The sequence below is a fragment of the Photobacterium sp. DNB22_13_2 genome (assembly GCF_052873915.1).
This window is the reverse complement of record NZ_JBNNXU010000006.1, coordinates 1-20040: the sequence shown is the minus strand read 5'-3', so window position 1 is coordinate 20040 and position 20040 is coordinate 1. Positions and strand designations below refer to the sequence as shown.

The following is a 20040-nucleotide window of genomic DNA, read 5'->3' as shown; positions in this document are numbered from 1 at the left end:
GATTGCTTTTCTTTAATGTGTGACTTCGCTTCATAAATAAAAGTTTGCAACCAAAGTGAGATAATTCTCAATGGCAAAATTGTTAATTTATATATTAAGAATATTATGAGGTGACCTTGAGTATTTAATTATTTTTAATTGATTTATTTTGTCATTATTAATGATTTTATCAGTGTTAAATTGATAAATAAAACTTAAGGATAAATTTTAACAACTAAAAAATCATATGGTAAATTTATTTATGGTTGGGTTTCAAAGGCTAATAGTTGCCTTTAGTTTAATTTTACATAGTGCGTTTGCTGCACCATTAGTAAATGTTGAAGCAGTGAGTGAATACGGTTGGCGAGCTGCTCAGTTAACGACAGGGGTAGGTCTTCCGATTAACCAAATACATAGTTGGCACTTGATGATTACAGATGGCAACGGCATCGCAGTAGATTGCCGTCCGCAACAGGTAAGCGGAGGGATGCCTGCCCATCGTCATGGCTTACCCACTCAACCACAGTGGCAACAAGGGGAGAAGGTGGGTAGGTATCAAATCGATGGATTGAAGTTTCAAATGCCTGGTTTATGGCAAGTGATCTTATTGTGTAAAGATGGCAGAGAGCGTAATCATGAATTTACTTTTGATTTTATGCTTTAAAGTTGTCATTTTTTTAGCATTTTGCACGGTAGTTATTGGCTGCCTTGATGAGGAATTTATTCCCCGCCATCAATGGAGTCCGGCAGAACTAAAGCAACTGCAGTCATTGCATTTAGCCAGTCTCCCGACGGTGACTGATCCCGGCAATGCGTATTTAGACAGTGATACTGCAGCTGAGTTTGGTCGAAAATTATTCTTCTCCCCGTTGCTTAGCCAAAATGGGGATACTTCTTGTGCTCATTGCCATCAACCTAAGCATTATTTCACCTCAGGTAAGCCTGTTGATGGAAAACGCAATACGCCGACTGTCGTTGGTGCGGCAGCTTTTACTTGGCAGTTCTGGGATGGCCGGGCTGATAGCTTATGGTCTCAGGCTTTATTTCCGCTTGAAGACCCTAGTGAACATGCGCTGACCCGGCTTGAAGCGGTTGATATTGTTCTTAACCATTTTTTAGCAGACTTCATAGGCGTGTTTGGAGAAACGCCCGCATTAACGTGGTTCCTCCAGCAGCAAACCGCGCGTCTAGATCAAGGTTCTGCTATACAAACTTCTTCATCCAGTAATAACGGAAATTGGGAGGCGTTAAGTGAAGATCAACGAACTCAAGTAAACCAGCTTTTTGCCTCTATCGGAAAAGCCTTAGCTGCTTACCAAGCGCGTTTGATGCCTGATTACTCACGGTTTGATCGGTATGTTGAGGCGGTCGTGGGGAAGGACTTCGAATCGGCAAGCCAATACCTAAACCCAGCCGAAGAGGCGGGTCTCCGTATTTTTATTAGCGAGCGAGGGGGCTGTTTCCGCTGTCATAATGGCCCGATGTTTTCTAATGGTGATTTTACATCAACTGCCGTTCCTAAGAGTATTGATGATGAAGGACGACTAGCCGCAATTCCACAAGTCACTTTTGGTGAGTTTAACTGTTTAAGCCAATATGCCGACAGGCAGGGAGAAAATTGTGATGAGCTCATCTACATAAAAACAGAGGGTGAAGAGCTACGTCATGCCTTTAAAGTGCCGTCACTGAGGAATATCACCCTGACCGCCCCCTACATGCATAATGGCTCATTTACTCATCTCAGCGAGGTCTTGGATTATTATAATCGCTCTCCTCGCAATGGTTTGAGCCATACAGAACTAGAGCCACTTTACCTTTTTCCATTTCAACTTGAACAACTCGAACAATTTTTATCATCACTTGAAAGTGGAATAGCCCCTTCATTGGTGTGGGGGCTTACTCACAACAAGGAGAAAATAGAATGAAATTGATTTTACTCTTCGTTTTTGGCTTGTTTTCGTTACCTACTTGGGCTCATGTTCGATGGTTTGTAAATTCATCGGAGTATACTGATGCCACTTTGCCGATTGATGTGTTGTTTGCCTCGATTTTAACCTTTGTTCTTGGATTTTGCCTTATTGCATCCATTGTCACCCGAAGAGGCTTGTTGGGCCCGCTCACATCAAACCCCGTAATGACCGATACCTTTTTTTTCTGGCGTATCTTAACTGTTGTTATGGCTTTGTTTTTCATTCTTAATGTTGTACTTGGAGAGTTTATTGCACCGAACCTGCAGTTAAATACCGGCCAAGAAATGATTGGTATCAGTCTGCAAATCGCGGTGTCAACAGTTATGGTATTTTCTGTCACCACCAGCGGCATCGTCATAATATTAATCGCGGCAGCATCAAGTATATTATTGCCTTTTTCGGCTGTTATCGATTACTTGCCGGAATTGTTAGGGATTGGTGGCGCACTGATACTTATTGGCCCTTATATTTCACCGTTTGATAAGAAAATGTTCTCTGGCGTTGTATACCAACTGGGTGGCCGACAGACAGCAGTAAACTTGTTGCGAATGATGTTGGGTTTACAATTGCTGATATTGGGGCTTCACAATAAATTAATGTTGCCCGGTTTATCGCTTACTTTCCTTGATATGTACCCTTACTATAATTTCTTTCAACTATTCGGATGGGAGAATTTCACCAACCATCATTTTGTCTGGTTTGTGGGATTAAGTGAAACGCTGCTTGGCTTGATGTTGATATTGGGGTTAGCCAACCGGTTAGTGGTGGGGCTGCTGGCAACGATCTTTGTGATCACAACCTATGTTGCAGGGCCGAAAGATGTTTTGGGTCATCTGCCCATTTTCGCGATTGCGTTTATTTTGCTGTGTGAGTCGGTGAATAGTACAGCAAATGTATTGCCCTTGAAGACAGCGAGTTGATGCTAAATTAAATGACAAAGCCAGCCTTAAGAGGCTGGCTTTTCTTCTTTTCAATCTGTTACTCGTAATCAGACGCGTAGGTCTCTTCGTACGTGTGAGAATAAAGCTCAAACAGGTTGCCGAACGGGTCTTCTAGGTAAACCATTTTCGCTGGCTTGTTATCATCTTCTGGGTGGTAGCGCATGATATCCATACGTATTTTGCCTCCGAACGTTTCAACCTTCTCAATAACACCCGCGAAGTCATCGGTCTGAAGACAGAAGTGGAAAATACCGAGGCGTGAGAAATCGACTTCGTGACGCTCTTGGCGCTCTTTCATTTCAAACAGTTCAACACCTATGCCATCGGTTGTTACTAGGTGAGCAATGTTGAAGCCTTTGAACCCTTCACCAAATACTGCAATACACATTCTTCCGATAGCTGTTTCACGCTCTTCAACAACTTTAGTGTTACCCATAACGATTTTTAGGCCTAGAGCATTGGTATAAAACTCAACAGCTTTATCCATATCGCCGACCATGATGCCTACGTGATTCATTTTCATAATTTGCTCCAGACTCTGTGATTGTTGCGTGATTCGTTTTGATGGGATGAGTATATGGATAAAACAGCATTAACTTAAATTATCAAAAATTATAATTTTAATAATTTAAGGTTATACAATAGGGAGGGATAAATGAAGTGCGATGGACAAGCGGAACAACAATGGCGACAATCGGTTGGTGTATCAAGGAAAGGCAAGTTGCTGAGTTATTATGACATCACTTTCTATTACTGAAGCCAGGAAACTGGTTTTGTTATCGCAAGGCCTTCTAGCTAAACAACAAAGAGGTAGTGCATACAACAAAACCTTATCGTCTTTTTCCCGACTTGGGTATGTGCAAATAGATACGATTTCAGTTGTTCAGCGAGCCCACCACCATACCCTGTGGAGCCGGAATCCAGACTATCAAGTTGAACACCTTGATCAGTTGGTTAAGGACAAGAAGGCTTTCGAATATTGGTCTCACGCAGCATCCTATCTAATAATGGAGGATTATAGATTTAGCTTACCCCGCAAGCAGGCGATTAAATCTGGCGCACAGAACCATTGGTTCAAGAAAGATACTCAGTTGATGGCCAGCATTTTAAGTCGTATTGAGGCCGACGGCCCGTTAATGGCGAAAGACTTCGAGTCACAGCGGATAAACAGGCATGGCTGGGGAAGCAAACCGACTAAGCAGGCGTTGGAAATGCTCTATATGCAGGGCGATTTAATGATCTCAGAGCGGCGTAATTTTCATAAGGTGTATGATCTCGCGGAGCGAGTATTGCCAAAGGGTGTTGATACCTCAGTACCAACGGAGCAAGAGCACGCGAAGTTCCTTGTGATGAGTTTTCTCAAGGCCCATGCATTGGGCACTGTGGCTGAAATAACCTATTTACTTAAAGGCGTTAAAACACAGGTTTCAGTGGCGTTGGCAGAGCTTGTAGAAAGTGGTGCGATTGAAAAGGTTAGCATCAACCGTTCTGATTATTTTGTTTGTACGGGTTCACTATCTTTACTCAACCAACGGCTTTCGCGGAAACAAGCCAAAATACTCTCTCCGTTTGATAATCTGGTGATCCAAAGAAACAGGGTAAGCACGTTATTCAATTTCGACTATCTGTTAGAGTGCTATGTCCCAGCAGCCAAGCGTAAATTTGGCTATTTTTGTTTGCCAGTTTTGTGGGATGGCAGATTGGTTGCCAGAGCCGACTGCAAAGTTAACAAAAAGGCTTCAAGACTCGAAGTGATCAACTTATATTTGGAAAGCTCACTCAAAGCAAAAGAAGCGTTTTTAGCGGCGCTCGATCAAGAGTTGCAAGCCTTCGCTACATTTAATCAATGTGACGAATATTCCATAGAGAGAATCTCACATGACTCACGTTAGGAAGCACCCATCCACGAGGTGCTTTTAGATAAACTTAACCAAGCAGGTTGAGTGGTACTTGGTTAAGTTCTGCTGTATTTCGCTTTTCGCAGCAAGATCTTCTCTAAATCTTGAATAGCGGTAGATAGCTTGATACCACTGGCTATTAACCCGTGTTCGTGGAATAGAACAGAAGGGATCCGCTTCAAGTTATATTTATAGCAATCAGCAGCTGTCGTGATGATGATTTCTACCTCGGCAATCTCTATATCATGTAACCAATTCAATTGATGCTCTGAACAAACAACGGTAATTCGTCCCAGTTGCTCTATCTGCCAAGTACGGTCATCTATCGAATTTTTAGGCTGTAAATTCGACATGTCATCCCTTAATTTTTGAATACCCGTAATTATTCTACTTTCTTTTTAATGAGTTAAAGTTAGAGTTATGTCATTTGATGTAATAGTCATTTACTAAATGCACTAGCATTTCAATTGACCGCCAGCGAGAGCCTTTCGGCATACTTCTTCTCATACCCAATGGGCGGCACTCTAAGTAGCCCTCTGAAAAGTTATACAGATACCGAAAAATACTGATCAATTGTATAAGCTGAGCATGGCTGATCTTTTGGCGGTGTGAAACCGGTAGCCAAGTATCAAAATGAAGCCAGAAATGAGAATGCCAATCAGGCCGGGTTGGCACAACACGTTGCTTGGTTGATACATCAATGGTACTGGTCTTGGTCAGTACCCCGAGGCCTAACTGCCAATCTTCGTTGTGATAATGATGAGCAAACTGATACCACTTTTCATGCCACCAACTGAGTGTTCTCTGACTACTTAAAGGGCGCTGGCTACCTGGTGCCGTAGGCTGTGATGAGGATGGTTCAATACTTCGAAAAGCGTGCAGGTAATATAAATGTACATTTCCTTCTGAATCAGCCTCTGCATTTTTTTGTTTTACCTGTTCAGCAAAAGCAGTGATAGCAGCGCCTCGAATAAAGCTTTCATGCTCCAAGACTAAATCGATGGAAAGGTGAGCAGGCAGCCGCTGTCTGAGGTGCTGCATGTGAGTATGGGCTGCATAAACAGGGCGTAGCAATAGCCCTTCATTGGATTTGGAGAACTCTTTATTACAGTAAGCCAGCTTATCAAACTGTTGGCGTGACATGATCTTCTGATAAGTCTTTTTCGCCGTCGTTAAGACATCCTGCGACGATGGGATAGGTGGCTCAATCTCATTTAACGTGTATTCCCCGTTTTCGTTGTTGTCGGGCGCGTCACTGATGTCCGTTCTATTAGATGCAGACGGTAACAGGTTATCGCTGATTAAAAACTGGTAACCCGTTTGACTCTCATTTGTGGTGAGAGTCCAGCAATCAAGGCCAAGATGTTTTGTACGAGTTAAACCAGATCGGCAGCGGACTACGTGGCTGTGAGTGTGCAATGTCAGTGAGTGCTGTTGAGCGAGCCAATCTTGCTCATAGATATGGCTTGCTGCCTCGAACAATCGGCTGAGAGTGCTCAGACGTTGGTAGAACATTTTTTTGTTCAAGCCTGAGCGGGGCAATAACGCATTGGCTGGGCATCCTGACAGTAACAGGTCCATGAGCGGTTGCAGACTGTTAGCAAGCTTGTTGGGATTGGCAAGACTGGCAACAGTTTGACATTGGGTACATTTAAGCCGCTGAGTACCAATGCGGGTTTTATCATAGCGTTTCCATTGACTTTGACTTTGGTTCTGGCATCGGCATTGTGGCGTGAATGTGGAGATGGCTTCACTTCTTTGCTGGTGGATATATGTAGCAAGTGCGAAGATCGGTTGATTGAGCAGCTTGGGTGGGTAAGCGCCACATTTAGGACAGTAATAGGCAGGATAACCTAATCGTGTAGAAGGCGTGTAAAGGCTGAGATCAGGATTACCTAGGTTGTCACAGCCGAAGGTTTTACAGCCGTTGTATTCGGTTCGAAACACATACCACCTGTGAATAAGAAAAGAGATATAGAATGATGGCTATCGCCCTATATCTCTATTTTAAAGCTTAATTTACCGGCTTACATCAATTTGGCGGCCAAGTTCAGGCACCGAGACGTTCTTTTGCTGCTTGAACGCGTCGATCAATACCTGCATCACCAAGTCACCTTCTGACTCTTTTTTACCTTCGGCAAAAACATGGTAGCCATCGCCGCCGCTAGCCGCATAGGAGTATGTTGCCACACGGTAGTTCTGGGCTGGGTCAACGGTTTCGCCATTAATATTAAGGCTCAGTAAACGCTGATTTTCTGGCTTGGTGCTATCATAAGTGGCTTCAATACCCGCAAACTGAGCAAGGCCGTAAGGTAATGTATAGCTGTATTCAAGTAATTCTTTAACTTGCGCACCGGTCAGTGAGACGACCGCGAGGGTGTCGGTAAACGGGAATACGTTCATCACGTTTTCCATAGTGACCGGGCCTTGATTGAGGTCAACACGAATACTGCCTGAGCTGATCATCGCGATATCGGCTTTACCGGCGTCTTTCATCATGTCGGCGACCAAGTTACCGATATTGGATTCACGGTAATAACGGCGGGAAGCGGTGGCATCAATGGTAGCCAACTCTTCAGTAAGTTGTGGATATTGCTGACGTGAATCTTCGATTAGCTGGCTGGTTTTTGTGTCCCGTACTAGCTTGTCAGATTCAACCGGGATCAGCTTTCCGTCCAGTAACTTTACCGATTTTTTGTCGGTGTCGATTTCAAACTTGGTGTAACCAAGGTATTTACCCTGCCCAAAAGTCAAACCGATGACTGTACCAGTTTCAGGGTGAACAACAGGCTCCCACAAGCCGTGATCAGAGTGACCACCGAAGATCACATCAACGCCTTCTAGCTTGCCGGCCATCTCATAGTCTTCTTCGAAGCCGCGCTGTACTTCAGGATCCGCTTCCTTGTCGGTTTGCATTGGAGCTGTTTTGTTCTGGTGGGTAAGTACTACCACCATATCGACTTCATCACGGATTTCATCAACCCAGTGTTGTGCGGTTTCAATAGGGTCTTTAATGGTCAGGCCTTTACGGTTGCCTTTCCACATGGTGTTGTAGAAAGCATCAATACCCATGACGCCGACAACGCCGATTCGAACACCATCACGTTCGAGAATGGTGTAAGGTTGGGCAAACTGCACATCACCTTTTTCATAGACAATATTGGCATTCAATACCGGGAAGCGTGCTCGAGGCATGGTGTCACGTAGCGACTCCCAGCCATATTCGAACTCGTGGTTACCCAAGGTGATCACGTCATAACCCATCGCGCTATAAAGGTCGAAAGAAAGTTTTCCGAGGGTTTTCTTTGAGAGTGAGCCAGTATAAATATCACCCGCATCAAGCAAGAAGCTAGTCCCTTCCTCTGCTTGGACTTGTTTGATAAGCGTTGCGAGGTAGGGGATCCCGCCAATCCGGCTAATATCGTCATTCCAGAAGGCGTCAACCGGTTCATATACGCTTTCAATATCGTTGGTGTGTAGCAGGGTAACTTCTTTAATTTCTGCCAATGAAAGTGAAGAAAAACCGGTCAGAGATAGCATCATCGCCACCGCTAATGGCTTACGTGGGATCAGTGTCATAATGTTGTGCTCGCAGTAGTTAATCGATTGCGTGTTGTAGATGCTGCGACTTTAGTGATCTTTACGGGTTAGAAGTTTGATGGTTCTCACACAATGAGAGGCCTATCGAATCGATAAATTTAGAAGTTACCTTTTGAGTGGTAATGAGTGGTAATGAGTGGTTAAAGGGATGATTAGAAAGTTTGAAAGAAGGGGTGAGTGACGTAAGAGGCTTTGTATTCCGGTAGCCTCTTAACGAGTCATGGGTGATGTTGGGCATGCATTGTTAAACAACGGCAGCTTGATATTCGGCAAACCTTATACCTAATGCACTCAGGCTGGATTTGATCAGTTGTAGATCAATGAACTGGAAGTCACTGTTCTGTTTCTCAGGAAACACCCGGTGAATATCTGCTGCAGTTAAGGTCATGTGGTTTGGGTTGGGTTTACACAAGATTTGGTAGCGCTCGATGGCCTGCTCTATGGTGCTCAGCGATTCCATGTCTAAGCTATCTCGCTGGTTAAGCAATACAATACTCCGGTAAGGGGTTTCATGGGGCTTAACGCTACCTGCTAAAGGGTGGGAAACTAATCTTGCGCCTAGATGAATTTTGTCACGGGCTAATGTTAATACATCCAGAATATGATCTCGGTGAGTGATGGTGACGTGGGGTGATAAGGTCGCAAGGCTCAAGTTGTTGCTGATAATTTCTAATCTGTCGTATCTCACGTTTTAATCCATTATTTTTTGTTATATGACGCTGTATTATAATTTCATTCGTGATGCACAAATTTGATCTTGTTTGTTATTTTATCAAAAAATTAAATACTAAAAGAAATCTAATGTTTCAGATAAGTTAATTTACATGTAATGTTAATTATCTGTAATTACCCTGTATTTAAAACTGATAAAAGATAAAGGTGGAAATAAGAGAGGAGTGAAGTAATGTTAACTAGCGCACAGTTAAATACATTGTGTTGCATAATATTTTTACTTTGCCTAGAAGCTCACATAACGGCTAATTATGTCTTTAACTTGATGATTAATATGATTATATTTAGCTCATCGAAACGCGGAAGTGGATGGGGTCTGGTGGCCCTCCCGGTCTTCAAAACCGACGTGAGCTGAATAGGCTTTGGCAGGTTCGATTCCTGCTCCTTCCGCCAACTCATTTCTAATAATTCGGAAATTATAAAACATCGAAAATTCGCATGTTTTATTCAGGGGTGAAAAATGACGGCGGCATTTTAGTACCACTGATTCTTTTATAAGTCTTCATTTGTTATTGTCCCTGACTTTTTCAAAGCCCTACTTAATTCATAATCTTTGGAATCTTTATTCTGAGGGTTTTATTTTTAACTAATGGGGCTTTATCATGGCAGTAAGCACCTTATCGTCAATTCCACAGATTGAAAAAATTCTTCAGCAAGCCTTCCTTGCTCCTTTCATCGAGCGTTTGAGCCGACCTGTAGTGGCGGACGCTGTCCGAGAGCAGGTCGCTTCATATAAAAAACTGCATTTGCAGGATCCTGATAAGCATCCTTTTTCCCTTGAGCAGCTTTACCGTAACATAGAGCGGGCATGTTGGCTGTTCAATCAGCAGCGCTTGCAGCGAGTCGTTAACGGAACTGGGGTTATTGTTCATACCAACCTGGGGCGCTCACCAATCAATGCTGAAATCTGGCAGCAGGTGACAGAAGTAAACACCCATTACAGTAATCTAGAAATTGATTTGAGTACTGGCAAGAGGGGAAAGCGTAAGGGGCTTCTTCAGCAGTTGATGCAATATCTCGTCAAAGCAGAGAATACCCTTGTCGTGAATAATAATGCCTCTTCAATTTACTTATTGCTCCATGAATTGGCCAAAGGCAAAGAAGTGATTGTGTCTCGTGGTGAGCAAATCCAGATAGGTGGTGGTTTCAGGATCCCGGATATCCTTGCTTTGTCGGGTGCCAAGCTCGTGGAAGTCGGTACCACCAACATCACGACCACGCAGGATTATCTCGATGCCATCACCGATGAAACGGCGATGGTGCTGATTGTGCATACTTCAAACTTTAAGATCCGCGGCTTTACAGAATCGGCGGATGTTAAAGAGCTAGCACATGCATTACCGGAACACGTTATTCTTGCCGTCGATCAGGGGTCGGGTACAACGACAGAGCAGATGCCAGATGAACCAACCGTTGCCAGCTATATCGATGCTGGGGCGGATTTGGTGTGTTATTCGGGTGACAAGATCCTAGGCGGTCCACAAGCAGGCATGATCTCGGGGAAATATGCGTTAATACAGCAACTGGAAAAGAACCCGATGATGCGTGCTTTCCGTCCGAGCCGGATTGTTTATTCATTGCTGGAAGAGTTGGTGGTGAGAAAGCTTAACCAGCAGGAAGAAGGAAGGGGCGTCGCTGAAACAAAGAGTCATGCTGATCTTAAGTGTCTTGAGCAAAGGGCTGAAGAGCTTGCCGTTGGATTTAACGATCAAATATCGGTTGTCCAATCTGAAATGACGGTTGGTGGAGGAGCTCTACCTGATCAAAATATGCCGTCACGATCTATACAGATCACCCCCAATGACCCTAAATACCAGCGTTCTGCGGAAAAATTGCTTGCAGTCATGAGGCAGTGGCCATTGCCGGTGATCGGTGTGATCAAGCATGACAGGGTACAGCTCAATATGGCGACAATCGAGCCCTCAGAGATCCCATATCTACGGAGCCAACTGGCGGAGGTACTGTAATGAGTTATGTTGTTGGCACGGCAGGACACGTTGATCATGGTAAATCGGCGTTGATCAAAGCCTTAACCGGGATAGATACCGCGCATTTACCACAGGAAAAGAAGCGGGGCATGACCATAGATTTAGGCTTTGCTTATTTCAAGCACCAAAATGGTGAGCCTATTGGGGTGATTGACGTGCCTGGCCACGAGCGCTTTATCCGAAACATGGTGGCTGGGGTATGGAGCCTTGACATGGTGTTGTTTGTGGTTGCGGCCGATGAAGGCTGGATGCAAATGTCTACCGATCACCTTAAAGTTATCGTATCGATGGGGATTGAAAATGTCACGTTAGTGATCACCAAATCGGATCTGGTTGATGATGATATGTTGGCCTTGGTCGAAGAGGAGTCTCTTGAGCAGTTTCTCGATATCGCCGGCTTTATTCCTGATTCGGTTACGGTCTCATCGCATCAAGGCAAAGGTATCGATGGTCTGAAGCAGCATATCTGCCGTAAACTGGATACAGAAATAGACATAGAACGCGAAGATCATGAGCGCCATGCTCACCTATATATAGACCGTGTTTTTACAGTCAATGGGGTGGGGACAACGGTGACTGGTAGTCTTTGTGGGGGTGAATTTGCGGTTGGGCAGAAGCTTTATATGCAGCCGGTCGGACGAGAAGTGCAGGTTAAAAGCTTGCAGTCCTATCACCAGAATATTGAGCTGGCCAAGCCGGTATCGCGTGTGGCGATTGGCCTAAAAGGCATCAAGAAAAAAGAGGTTGAACGGGGATTCTGTTTAACCAGTCACAAGGAGGCCTCATTCGTCACCGATGAGCTGATTGTCCGATTAGATAGTCAATTTTTTGAAGGCTCTTCACCTGGAAGGCAGTGCAGAAATAACAGCGAAGTAGAAGTGGCCTTTGGTACATTCAATACGCTCGCCAAGATATTTGTCTTCAAAGGCACCAACCTCGCGCGGCTGCGCTTGAAAGAGCCTGCAAGCTGCTTTTGGAATCAGCGAGCGTTGCTTATTCAACACGGTGGAAGCCGTATCTTAAATAGTGGTTCCATCGTCTGGTCTGGTGTAGTCGCTAAGAGTTACCGCAATAAACTCTATGATTTGTTAATGGCGATGCCTGAGCACCCTGCTTGGGAAGATTATGTCACTATCAATATGGCCTTGTACGGGTTTGCTAAACGAGGTGAACAAGCACTTGATGAGTCAGGTTATAAGATTTGTGGTGACTGGTTGTTCACTGAAGAATGCTTCAATCAGATTCACCAGAATGTCGAAGATATCCTAAAGCAAGGCCAGATCGACCTGTCAGTGAATGAGTTAAGCGGTAAGTGTCAGATGGCTGTGGCACCATTGGCCGCGGCGCTCGACGCGTTGGTCGAAGAGGGTAAATTACGTCGCTCTAATGAGCTTTACTCACTTGGAAGCGGTCAGAGCGAAGCGCAACTGTCGTCAACAGCGAAAAAGATCCTAGAGCATATGGAGCTGGCTGGTAAGCAAGGATATGAAGCAGACAAAGAGAAAATCCCTGGAGCCCAGAAGGAGCTGAGAAACCTTGTTCGGCTTGGTTTTGCGGTACCGATGGAAGGGAAGATTTACTACTTGGCTCCTGTTTACCAAGGTTTAGTCCACGGCTTGCTCCAAGATCAATCCGTCGGTGATCGCTTTGCCATCTCTGAAGCGAGAGAGCGAACTGGGCTATCTCGTAAATACATGATCCCATTGTTAAATCGTATGGAAGTTGAGGGATGGATCAAGCGGGTTGATAATGTTCGGGAAGTGTTGAAAGCGCTTGAAACTGAGTGTGTCTAGTGATTCTCTCCTGTTCAGTTTTTAGGTAAATATAAGCCGGTGCTTAGATTGATCATCGGCTTGATCACACGAGCTAGCTGCTAGGGCTAGCTCACTTCTGGACATTTCCGTTTTAGCAAGATTGTTAATTTAGTAAAACATGAATTACTGTAAGTATGGAAAAAGTCGCTTACGTGAGAGTTCAGTATCACTGGAGCAGATCAAGCATTACACAAACACTTGCTTGGACAGGTTGTTATCCAGGTGGATGAGACACCACTGACGGTCCTCAAGGAAGATAAACAATGCTATATGTGGGCCTACTGCTCCGGTGCTAACTCACTTTCCGCCACACTGGATGGGATGAAAAACATCGTCTTATTCGACTACAGGAACAGCCGTGCAAGAGCTTGTCCAACAGCTTTTCGTGGAAAGTACGGAGGCTATCTTCAAACTGATGGTTACCAAGCCTATGTGGCCTCACTCATGTCAAGCACCTTGGTTGCCTAGCGCATGCCCGGCGTAAGTTCAAGGATGCTAAGAAGCTACAGGGTAAAGGCTAGACAGGTTGAGCGGCAGAAGTTAGCAAAACCCATGCTGGCCGACCTTCACCAGTGTCTGACCTCACAAAAGGTTGTCCCATCGAGTCAGTTAGGCAAGGCTATCAAGTACACGGTGGGTCAATGGTCGGAAAAATTGGCTGTTCGCCAATACACCGAAAGTTGCTGAAGCCAGTGCCATGAGCAGCATCATCGAAACGGCTAAAGCTAACGGGCTTATTTTGTACGACTATCTGGTTAAGTGCATGGAAGAGTTGGCCCAACCAGAGCCTGACCTCGACTCCTTACTACCCTGGAACTTCGCTTATTATTACTCGCCCCGTGGGATCATGGGGCGGATACTTAATAGTTTCTAGTAATGCCGAATGTGATTCATTGCATTCAACTTAATAAGATGGTCAGACTTTGCGTAGTAAAAATCGTTAAGGTCAAGTCGTATGCTATCGCTATTTTGACAAGCAAGAGTGACTAGATACTTAGCCGGATTGGTGTCAGTATTAGATTTTATATAGACTGCGATAAGTTAATAAATATTAAGCAAGTTCTACTTCCACCAACACCCCAAAGTGATCCGATACAGCCGGATAAAAATCGTTATTAAAAATCACCTGATGCTGCTTTACCACCACCAATTGATTACTAAGGATCAAGTCAATCCGTAACGCCTGGCTATTTTGTTCCCAACCATCAATATTTTTAATTACAGTGATTCCGGCATCTTTTTTTTCTGCCATTTCATAACAATCAATTAAACCGCGCTGCAATACATAATCATAACCTTCATTACGTATATGGCTTGGGTTGTTGAAATCACCTAATAGAAAGCTCAACCCTGTCGATAATGTTGCCGTGATTCGGTTGAACTGTTCCTCAAATGGGTTCTCTGAATCATTCCACCAGCCACAATGACAATTATAAAAATCTAATTCACCTTGTTGATAATTGACTTTAATACGCACTGATCGCCTATGTTTCCAAAAGCTCACATCATAGTTATCATTTAAGTCAATGACCTCATGTTCCAGAATTGGCAATCGCGTCAAAAATGCAAGCCCCTCTTGATATACTTCATAACTTTGGTGAACGAAATCCCACGTAAGTTGGTAGTGATAACCGTATTCTATGAGTTTTTGCTGTAATAAATAACCATAGTTATTAGCTAACACAGTGTGATTAGTTAATATATTGGCATCAACGACCTGGCTATCTTGATGTTGATTAACTTCTTGTAATGCAATCACATCGCACCCTTGTTCGATAATGGCTTGCGCTACCATATCCAACTTTTCTAGCTGTTTATCTTCTTGCCAACTGTGGGTATTTAGCGTCATTAACTTCATTTATTATTCGCTTATTTAATGTACTGAGATAAAACGCAGCCTTGAAGCTGCGTTTCTCGAGGTTGTTCGATCTAAGATAGAGAACGAACTACACAGGTTGTGCTGAAAACTTCTGAAGTAACCTAGATTTAATCACATCCACCCCAGGACCATAAATAACTTGTACTCCCTGTTCTTTAACCACCGCTCCAAGTGCTCCCGTAGGCTTCCATAACGAATATTCAGCAACCAATTGCGGATCATCAACCGTAATACGCAAGCGAGTCATACAAGCATCAATCTCAGCAATATTGCCACGCCCCCCTAAATTCTGAATAATAATGTCAAGCTTCTCATCTTCCGACATGGCTTCTGCACTTTCATCTAGGTAGTTACCCATACGGCCTGGTGTTGGTAACTTAAACTTCACAATTAGCAAGCGGAATAATCCATAGTTAACAACAAAGAAAACAATAGAAACCAATGCGAAACGAATTAAATCACCACCGATGCCCGCTGAAACCATCATGGGTATACGAGTGAATAATTCAATCAAACCAAAGGCATGTATACGCAGGTCCATCACATCCACCAATGCAAATGCAACACCTGTTAACACCGCATGTGCAACATACAAAACGGGAGCAATAAACATAAACATGAATTCCATAGGCTCAGTCACACCGGTTAAGAACACGGCAAGACACGCAGATAAAAACATCGGTTTATATTGCTCTCGTTTATCACTATCAACACAGTGATACATCGCAAGACCAATACCAATCAATGACGATGCTGCGATAATGACTTGACCCGCTTTAAAACGTGCTGGATGTACCGTATCTAATAAGTGCTGGTAAGTTGTCGGATCGCTTAATTTAAGATTATTCAAATCACTTATCCAAGCAAGCCATAATGGATCTTGACCATAAACACTTGAACCCGCACTCGTCCCAGTCAAAAGCTCATAAGAACCACCCAACTCGGTGTAATTCATTGGAATGGTTAAGGTGTGATGTAAACCAAACGGCAATAATAAACGCTCTAACGTACCATACAAGAAAGGAGCCGCGATGGGCGCAGTGTCTTTAGAGGTTGCAATCCATTGACCAAAATCATTAAGTGCACCTTGAATTAAAGGCCATACTATCGATAAACCAAACGCAATGATCAGCGAATAGAAAATAACAACAAAAGGAACAAAACGCTTACCGTTAAAAAATGCTAATGCCTGAGGTAACCGAGAGAAATCATAATAACGGTTATATAAGTTGGCACCTAAATAGCCGGACATAATGCCGATAAAAACACCCATATTGAGTGCAGGGGCGCCTAAAATATTAGTGAAAAATTGAGAGACGGGTAGCTCAGAGCCAAATAAGCTCATCACAACCGCCTGAGGATCACTCAGCATAGCGTTATCTACACCCAGTATAACCCCAGTGGTACGATTAATTAATATGAAGGCAATGATCGCGGCAAATGCCCCGCCTGCACGCTCTTTTGCCCATGAGCCACCAATAGCGACAGCAAATAATAGGTGAAGGTTAACAATAATCCCCCAACCTATGTTTTCCATAATAGAGCCTAATGTTTCAATGGCACCGATACCACCCGCGTACATTGCGACAACTTTACCTAGTGATATCATGATACCAGCTGCAGGCATCACCGCGATAACAACGATAAGGGACTTCCCAAATCGTTGCCAAAACTCAAACGATGGTAACTTAATCATAAATAGTTCCTTTATAGAAATACAGGCTAACGTTAGCAACGCCCTGCCATAAACATAATTTAATGCTTTCTTACAAATATATACGCTGCATAAGCGGGGGCTATTTGCGTCGTTATAAAATCCGAACGAATGTGTTCATTATTGAGATTTTGGTTATCAAGCATTAACTCCCCTAATAGCGTGCTATCGATATTAACGATGCTCTCTTGTGCACTTAAATTGGTAATAATAGTCCATGTCATATCTTGAGCAATACGTTGATAAGCATAGATATTAGGATCGTTAGGTAGCAGTAATTGATAACGGCCAACCACTAAGCTTTCATTTGATTTACGCAGAGTAATCAATTGCTTATAAAAATTTAAAATCGAATTTGGATCTTTCTGTTGTTGCTCAACATTGATATCTGCGTACTGTTGATTAACAGAAAACCAAGGTTGCACCTCAGAAAAACCGGCAAAGTCCTGGTCACTCCATTGCATTGGTAAACGACTATGGTCACGGGAGACTTGATTTAACAACGCTAAGATATTTTCGTCGCTGTGCCCTTGTTGCGCTAACTTTTGAGTTAAATTTCTAGCAGACACATCATTAAAGTCGTTAAGAGAAGTAAACTGATGATTTACCATGCCGATCTCTTGGCCCTGATAAATAAACGGAGTACCTTTCATCAAGAAATAACAAGTTGCTAACGCGGTAGCACTGCCATACCAATAATCAGGATCAGCAAAGGTATCAATACTACGTGCTTGATCGTGGTTCTCTAAATAAAGCGCATTCCAGCCTTTGCCTTCTAATGCATCTTGCCAACGCGATAAAATGCGTTTGAATTCCACTAGATCAAAATGCTTGTTGCTTTGCTCTTCCGACCATAGTTTCATGTGTTCAAACTGAAAAATCATGTTAAAAACACCACCTTGATCATGCTCGGTAGCTTCGGCAACCCAAGGTAATGCGTTGTCAGCAGTAACCCCATTTGCCTCACCAACTGTCACAATATCAAAGGGCGAAAACGCCTGCTCTTTTAACTCATACAGATGCTTCTCAATACCTTTAACATTCATATGATAATCAAATGAAGAGACATAATTTTCACCCTTCGGATTGGGTAAAGAGGGTAAACCAGCTTGTTTCTGAATATGGCTAATCGCATCCACACGGAAACCATCAATACCACGTTCCAACCACCAATGAATCATTTGAAATAATGCTTGTTTAACTTCAGGATTTTCCCAATTAAGATCAGGCTGTTTTTTAGAAAATAGGTGCAAATAATATTGTGCAGTTTTGCTATCATATTCCCATGCACTACCATGAAAAATACTTTCCCAGTTATTTGGTTCGCAAGTCGGTTTTTCATCTGTAGGCTCACAACCATCACGCCAAATATACCAATCACGCTTAGGGCTATCTCTGTTATCTCGAGATTCGATGAACCATGGATGCTCATCGCTGGTGTGGTTGATCACTAAATCCATAATAATGCGAATGCCACGTTCATGAGCAGCAGTGATTAATTTATCCACATCCTCAAGGGTTCCAAAGTCTGGATGAATTGCTTGATAGTCACTAATATCGTAACCGTTATCATCATTCGGTGATGCATAAAATGGACAAATCCATATTAAATCAACGCCCAAATCAGCAAGATAATCCAGCTTGGCAATGATTCCATTAATATCACCAATACCGTCTTGGTTTGTATCATAAAAACTACGGGGATAAATTTGGTAGGCGGTCGCTTTCTTCCACCACGCGAGTGGTTTTGAGTGCATATTATTGGCGTGTGTCATCTATTCTACTGCTTGTGTTATCGTTAACACATGAGATTAAATGGAATTTATTTAGACTCAATCTAATTTTAAAGAAACTGTGAACTCTCTCTCATTTTTAAATCGAATGTGCCTTCAACTGAACTGAAATCACGCTTTATCAATTTTTTAACAGCTTGGTAGCCCACTTGATAATAATTAAAAGCGACAGTAGTAAGGCTGGGTACTAATAAATCGCTGTAGTCATAGTCTCCCATGCCTACTATCCACAAGTTATGACCAATTTTTAATTGCTGTTCTTTGGCGCGACGATATAAACGAATGGCAATATTATCGGTGGCACAAAAATAGACATTATTGGGCTGTAATTGAATTGCTTGGTAGCCAGTTTTTTCCTCCGAGTTGGCCAGTGCTTGTAACGAAAAATTCAACTCAGGTACGGTGTCGGTAATGGTTGTTTGCATCAATTTAGTACGGCTTGAAAGCATACGCTCATCATAAATATAATGTACGGCTGCAAGCGGTGCCTGCTGCTGTTTTAACTGAGTGATGGTTTGTGATACTAAAGCTTGAATCGCGGCTTGATCTGGGTAATATAAACAGCATTGGTGGGGTGTATTTTTTCCAATAAATATCACATTGTCTAAGGTTTGATAAAAAGTCTCTTCGACACTGTGCTTTGAAGCAATAATAATAGTGCCCAATGCATTTAAGCCATTAAACTCTCTCACTGCTTGGCATTCTGACTCATGGTTAAACCCTGAGGCATGAAACAGCATTCGTACTTGTGATTCATTGGCAGCTGCCAGCGCCCCTTTAATAACTAAGCTGGTTGTATATGACTCAATACGAGGAGCCACGAAACCAATAATATTAGATTGGCTACGAATGGAACGAGCAAATATATTAGGGGTGTAATGACTTTCTTTGACGATAGCATCAATTTTAAGGCGATTTTCAGCCGAGACATAACCGTTATTAAAGTAACGTGACACGGTCATTGTTGAAATCCCAAGCTGTCTTGAAATCTCCGCCATGGTCATTTTTTTACTCATCACATTTTTCCTTAAATAATGTATCATTGCCATATTATCCAATATATTGGCTGACAAAACAGTAAATAAAACAGGGTGACCGCATGAGTGTTTAATTTTCACTCACTACATTTAGGCCTGCACTCAAGGCGGCCTATAACATCGCTGTGTTCATCATGCAACGCTTCTGCTTTCCAACGATACTGAGTTTAGTGTATACGCCCCATGATACCACGGGACGAGTATAAATGAGCGAAGCTCCAGGGAAGTAAAGAGTTTGCACTCTCTATGGTACGAGGTACTGATAATAAGTGATATTTAACGATAATGTTGAGATATGTTGCTCAATACAAATAACAGCTTCATATATTTAAAATTTCTGTTTGTCACATCAACGTCGAGTACAGGTATACGGCAGGCTTAACAGGATCACAGTTACATTAGCTTTACTAGTGATAAATCATATCAACAGTGATTTTGATAGAAGAAAGCTAACATTAAAGGCTGGAAGGTCGCGCCTTCAACAAAAGCCGAATATATGCAAGCATCTTAACTTTTGCGATTCGTCACTTTGTAAAACCGTGGATTCCATATAAGGAAAGGGGCAAAACCTTGTTAGCGATGATCACAATGTTAGCGATGAGCGTGCTGAGAAGCCTCTGTCGGATAGGCGACACCTGTTACCAAGTGCCGCCCTCCTAAGAACCGTACGTGCAACTTTCACTGCATACGGCTCA

The 20040-nt window shown here is 43.1% G+C and carries 15 protein-coding genes, 1 tRNA gene and 1 pseudogene; 8 read left to right on the top strand and 9 right to left on the bottom strand.

Annotated elements, in window-relative coordinates; genetic code table 11:
- The first annotated feature begins 226 nt into the window (after nucleotides 1-226).
- From ACVA58_RS10805 to ACVA58_RS10795, 3 genes are read left to right on the top strand one after another with little or no spacing between them, the layout of a single operon-like run.
- A complete protein-coding gene (locus ACVA58_RS10805; RefSeq protein ID WP_446510453.1) occupies nucleotides 227-643 on the top strand; it encodes a hypothetical protein in 417 nt (138 codons plus the stop codon).
- Nucleotides 615-1904 (top strand): cytochrome-c peroxidase, encoded by a 1290-nt coding sequence (locus ACVA58_RS10800; protein WP_446510452.1) that lies wholly within the window; start codon nucleotides 615-617, stop codon nucleotides 1902-1904. Before ACVA58_RS10805 ends, ACVA58_RS10800 begins: the two co-directional genes overlap by 29 nt.
- On the top strand, nucleotides 1901-2869 hold the full coding sequence (locus ACVA58_RS10795) for a hypothetical protein (protein ID WP_446510451.1): 969 nt from the start codon (nucleotides 1901-1903) through the stop codon (nucleotides 2867-2869). Before ACVA58_RS10800 ends, ACVA58_RS10795 begins: the two co-directional genes overlap by 4 nt.
- Before the next feature lie 58 nt (nucleotides 2870-2927).
- Here the strand turns inward: ACVA58_RS10795 and ACVA58_RS10790 are convergent, their stop codons facing one another.
- Nucleotides 2928-3413 (bottom strand): VOC family protein, encoded by a 486-nt coding sequence (locus tag ACVA58_RS10790; RefSeq protein WP_446510450.1) that lies wholly within the window; start codon nucleotides 3411-3413, stop codon nucleotides 2928-2930.
- A 211-nt stretch (nucleotides 3414-3624) separates the two neighbouring features.
- Here ACVA58_RS10790 and ACVA58_RS10785 point away from each other — a divergent pair, with 211 nt between their 5' ends.
- Nucleotides 3625-4782: a winged helix-turn-helix domain-containing protein gene (locus tag ACVA58_RS10785; RefSeq protein ID WP_446510449.1), complete on the top strand. Its 1158-nt coding sequence runs from the start codon at nucleotides 3625-3627 to the stop codon at nucleotides 4780-4782.
- Nucleotides 4783-4844: 62 nt separating this feature from the next.
- Here ACVA58_RS10785 and ACVA58_RS10780 read toward each other — a convergent pair whose 3' ends face one another.
- From ACVA58_RS10780 to ACVA58_RS10765, 4 genes are all read right to left on the bottom strand, one after another.
- Nucleotides 4845-5141, bottom strand: coding sequence for a hypothetical protein (locus tag ACVA58_RS10780; RefSeq protein ID WP_446510448.1), 297 nt, complete (start codon nucleotides 5139-5141; stop codon nucleotides 4845-4847).
- Nucleotides 5142-5211: 70 nt separating this feature from the next.
- The gene (locus tag ACVA58_RS10775; protein ID WP_446510447.1) at nucleotides 5212-6735 is read right to left on the bottom strand and encodes a hypothetical protein; all 1524 of its coding nucleotides are present in this window, start codon (nucleotides 6733-6735) and stop codon (nucleotides 5212-5214) included.
- Between the two features lie 72 nt (nucleotides 6736-6807).
- Entirely contained in the window at nucleotides 6808-8367 is a 1560-nt protein-coding gene (locus ACVA58_RS10770; RefSeq protein WP_446510446.1) for a bifunctional metallophosphatase/5'-nucleotidase, read from the bottom strand.
- 265 nt (nucleotides 8368-8632) lie between these two features.
- The gene (locus ACVA58_RS10765) at nucleotides 8633-9076 is read right to left on the bottom strand and encodes a GrdX family protein (RefSeq protein WP_446510445.1); all 444 of its coding nucleotides are present in this window, start codon (nucleotides 9074-9076) and stop codon (nucleotides 8633-8635) included.
- 345 nt (nucleotides 9077-9421) lie between these two features.
- Between ACVA58_RS10765 and ACVA58_RS10760 the strand changes: the two genes are divergently transcribed.
- From ACVA58_RS10760 to ACVA58_RS10745, 4 genes and pseudogenes are all read left to right on the top strand, one after another.
- Nucleotides 9422-9513 (top strand) — tRNA-Sec (locus tag ACVA58_RS10760).
- A gap of 209 nt (nucleotides 9514-9722) precedes the next feature.
- Entirely contained in the window at nucleotides 9723-11087 is a 1365-nt protein-coding gene (selA, locus tag ACVA58_RS10755; protein ID WP_446510444.1) for an L-seryl-tRNA(Sec) selenium transferase, read from the top strand.
- Nucleotides 11087-12901 (top strand): selenocysteine-specific translation elongation factor, encoded by a 1815-nt coding sequence (selB, locus tag ACVA58_RS10750; RefSeq protein ID WP_446510443.1) that lies wholly within the window; start codon nucleotides 11087-11089, stop codon nucleotides 12899-12901. Before selA ends, selB begins: the two co-directional genes overlap by 1 nt.
- Nucleotides 12902-13105: 204 nt before the next feature.
- A pseudogene (locus ACVA58_RS10745) lies at nucleotides 13106-13796 on the top strand (IS66 family transposase); the annotation flags it as partial.
- A 177-nt stretch (nucleotides 13797-13973) separates the two neighbouring features.
- Here the strand turns inward: ACVA58_RS10745 and ACVA58_RS10740 are convergent.
- The 4 genes from ACVA58_RS10740 to ACVA58_RS10725 all read right to left on the bottom strand — a co-directional run bounded on the left by ACVA58_RS10740 (nucleotide 13974) and on the right by ACVA58_RS10725 (nucleotide 19324).
- On the bottom strand, nucleotides 13974-14780 hold the full coding sequence (locus ACVA58_RS10740) for an endonuclease/exonuclease/phosphatase family protein (RefSeq protein ID WP_446510442.1): 807 nt from the start codon (nucleotides 14778-14780) through the stop codon (nucleotides 13974-13976).
- An 88-nt stretch (nucleotides 14781-14868) separates the two neighbouring features.
- Nucleotides 14869-16497, bottom strand: coding sequence for a PTS transporter subunit IIBC (locus ACVA58_RS10735; protein ID WP_446510441.1), 1629 nt, complete (start codon nucleotides 16495-16497; stop codon nucleotides 14869-14871).
- 59 nt (nucleotides 16498-16556) lie between these two features.
- The gene (locus ACVA58_RS10730; protein WP_446510440.1) at nucleotides 16557-18290 is read right to left on the bottom strand and encodes a glycoside hydrolase family 13 protein; all 1734 of its coding nucleotides are present in this window, start codon (nucleotides 18288-18290) and stop codon (nucleotides 16557-16559) included.
- Nucleotides 18291-18358: 68 nt separating this feature from the next.
- Complete coding sequence (locus tag ACVA58_RS10725) at nucleotides 18359-19324, bottom strand: LacI family DNA-binding transcriptional regulator (protein WP_446510439.1); 966 nt, start codon at nucleotides 19322-19324, stop codon at nucleotides 18359-18361.
- Nucleotides 19325-20040: the final 716 nt, after the last annotated feature.

Bases quoted from the DNA above. Each gene is read 5' to 3' on its own strand.
- selB (WP_446510443.1), top strand. From the start codon at position 11,087: ATGAGTTATGTTGTTGGCACGGCAGGACACGTTGATCATGGTAAATCG.
- ACVA58_RS10785 (WP_446510449.1), top strand. From the start codon at position 3,625: ATGACATCACTTTCTATTACTGAAGCCAGGAAACTGGTTTTGTTATCG.
- ACVA58_RS10795 (WP_446510451.1), top strand. From the start codon at position 1,901: ATGAAATTGATTTTACTCTTCGTTTTTGGCTTGTTTTCGTTACCTACT.
- selA (WP_446510444.1), top strand. From the start codon at position 9,723: ATGGCAGTAAGCACCTTATCGTCAATTCCACAGATTGAAAAAATTCTT.
- ACVA58_RS10735 (WP_446510441.1), bottom strand. From the start codon at position 16,497: ATGATTAAGTTACCATCGTTTGAGTTTTGGCAACGATTTGGGAAGTCC.
- ACVA58_RS10770 (WP_446510446.1), bottom strand. From the start codon at position 8,367: ATGACACTGATCCCACGTAAGCCATTAGCGGTGGCGATGATGCTATCT.
- ACVA58_RS10805 (WP_446510453.1), top strand. From the start codon at position 227: ATGGTAAATTTATTTATGGTTGGGTTTCAAAGGCTAATAGTTGCCTTT.
- ACVA58_RS10790 (WP_446510450.1), bottom strand. From the start codon at position 3,413: ATGAAAATGAATCACGTAGGCATCATGGTCGGCGATATGGATAAAGCT.
- ACVA58_RS10730 (WP_446510440.1), bottom strand. From the start codon at position 18,290: ATGACACACGCCAATAATATGCACTCAAAACCACTCGCGTGGTGGAAG.
- ACVA58_RS10725 (WP_446510439.1), bottom strand. From the start codon at position 19,324: ATGAGTAAAAAAATGACCATGGCGGAGATTTCAAGACAGCTTGGGATT.
- ACVA58_RS10740 (WP_446510442.1), bottom strand. From the start codon at position 14,780: ATGAAGTTAATGACGCTAAATACCCACAGTTGGCAAGAAGATAAACAG.
- ACVA58_RS10800 (WP_446510452.1), top strand. From the start codon at position 615: ATGAATTTACTTTTGATTTTATGCTTTAAAGTTGTCATTTTTTTAGCA.
- ACVA58_RS10780 (WP_446510448.1), bottom strand. From the start codon at position 5,141: ATGTCGAATTTACAGCCTAAAAATTCGATAGATGACCGTACTTGGCAG.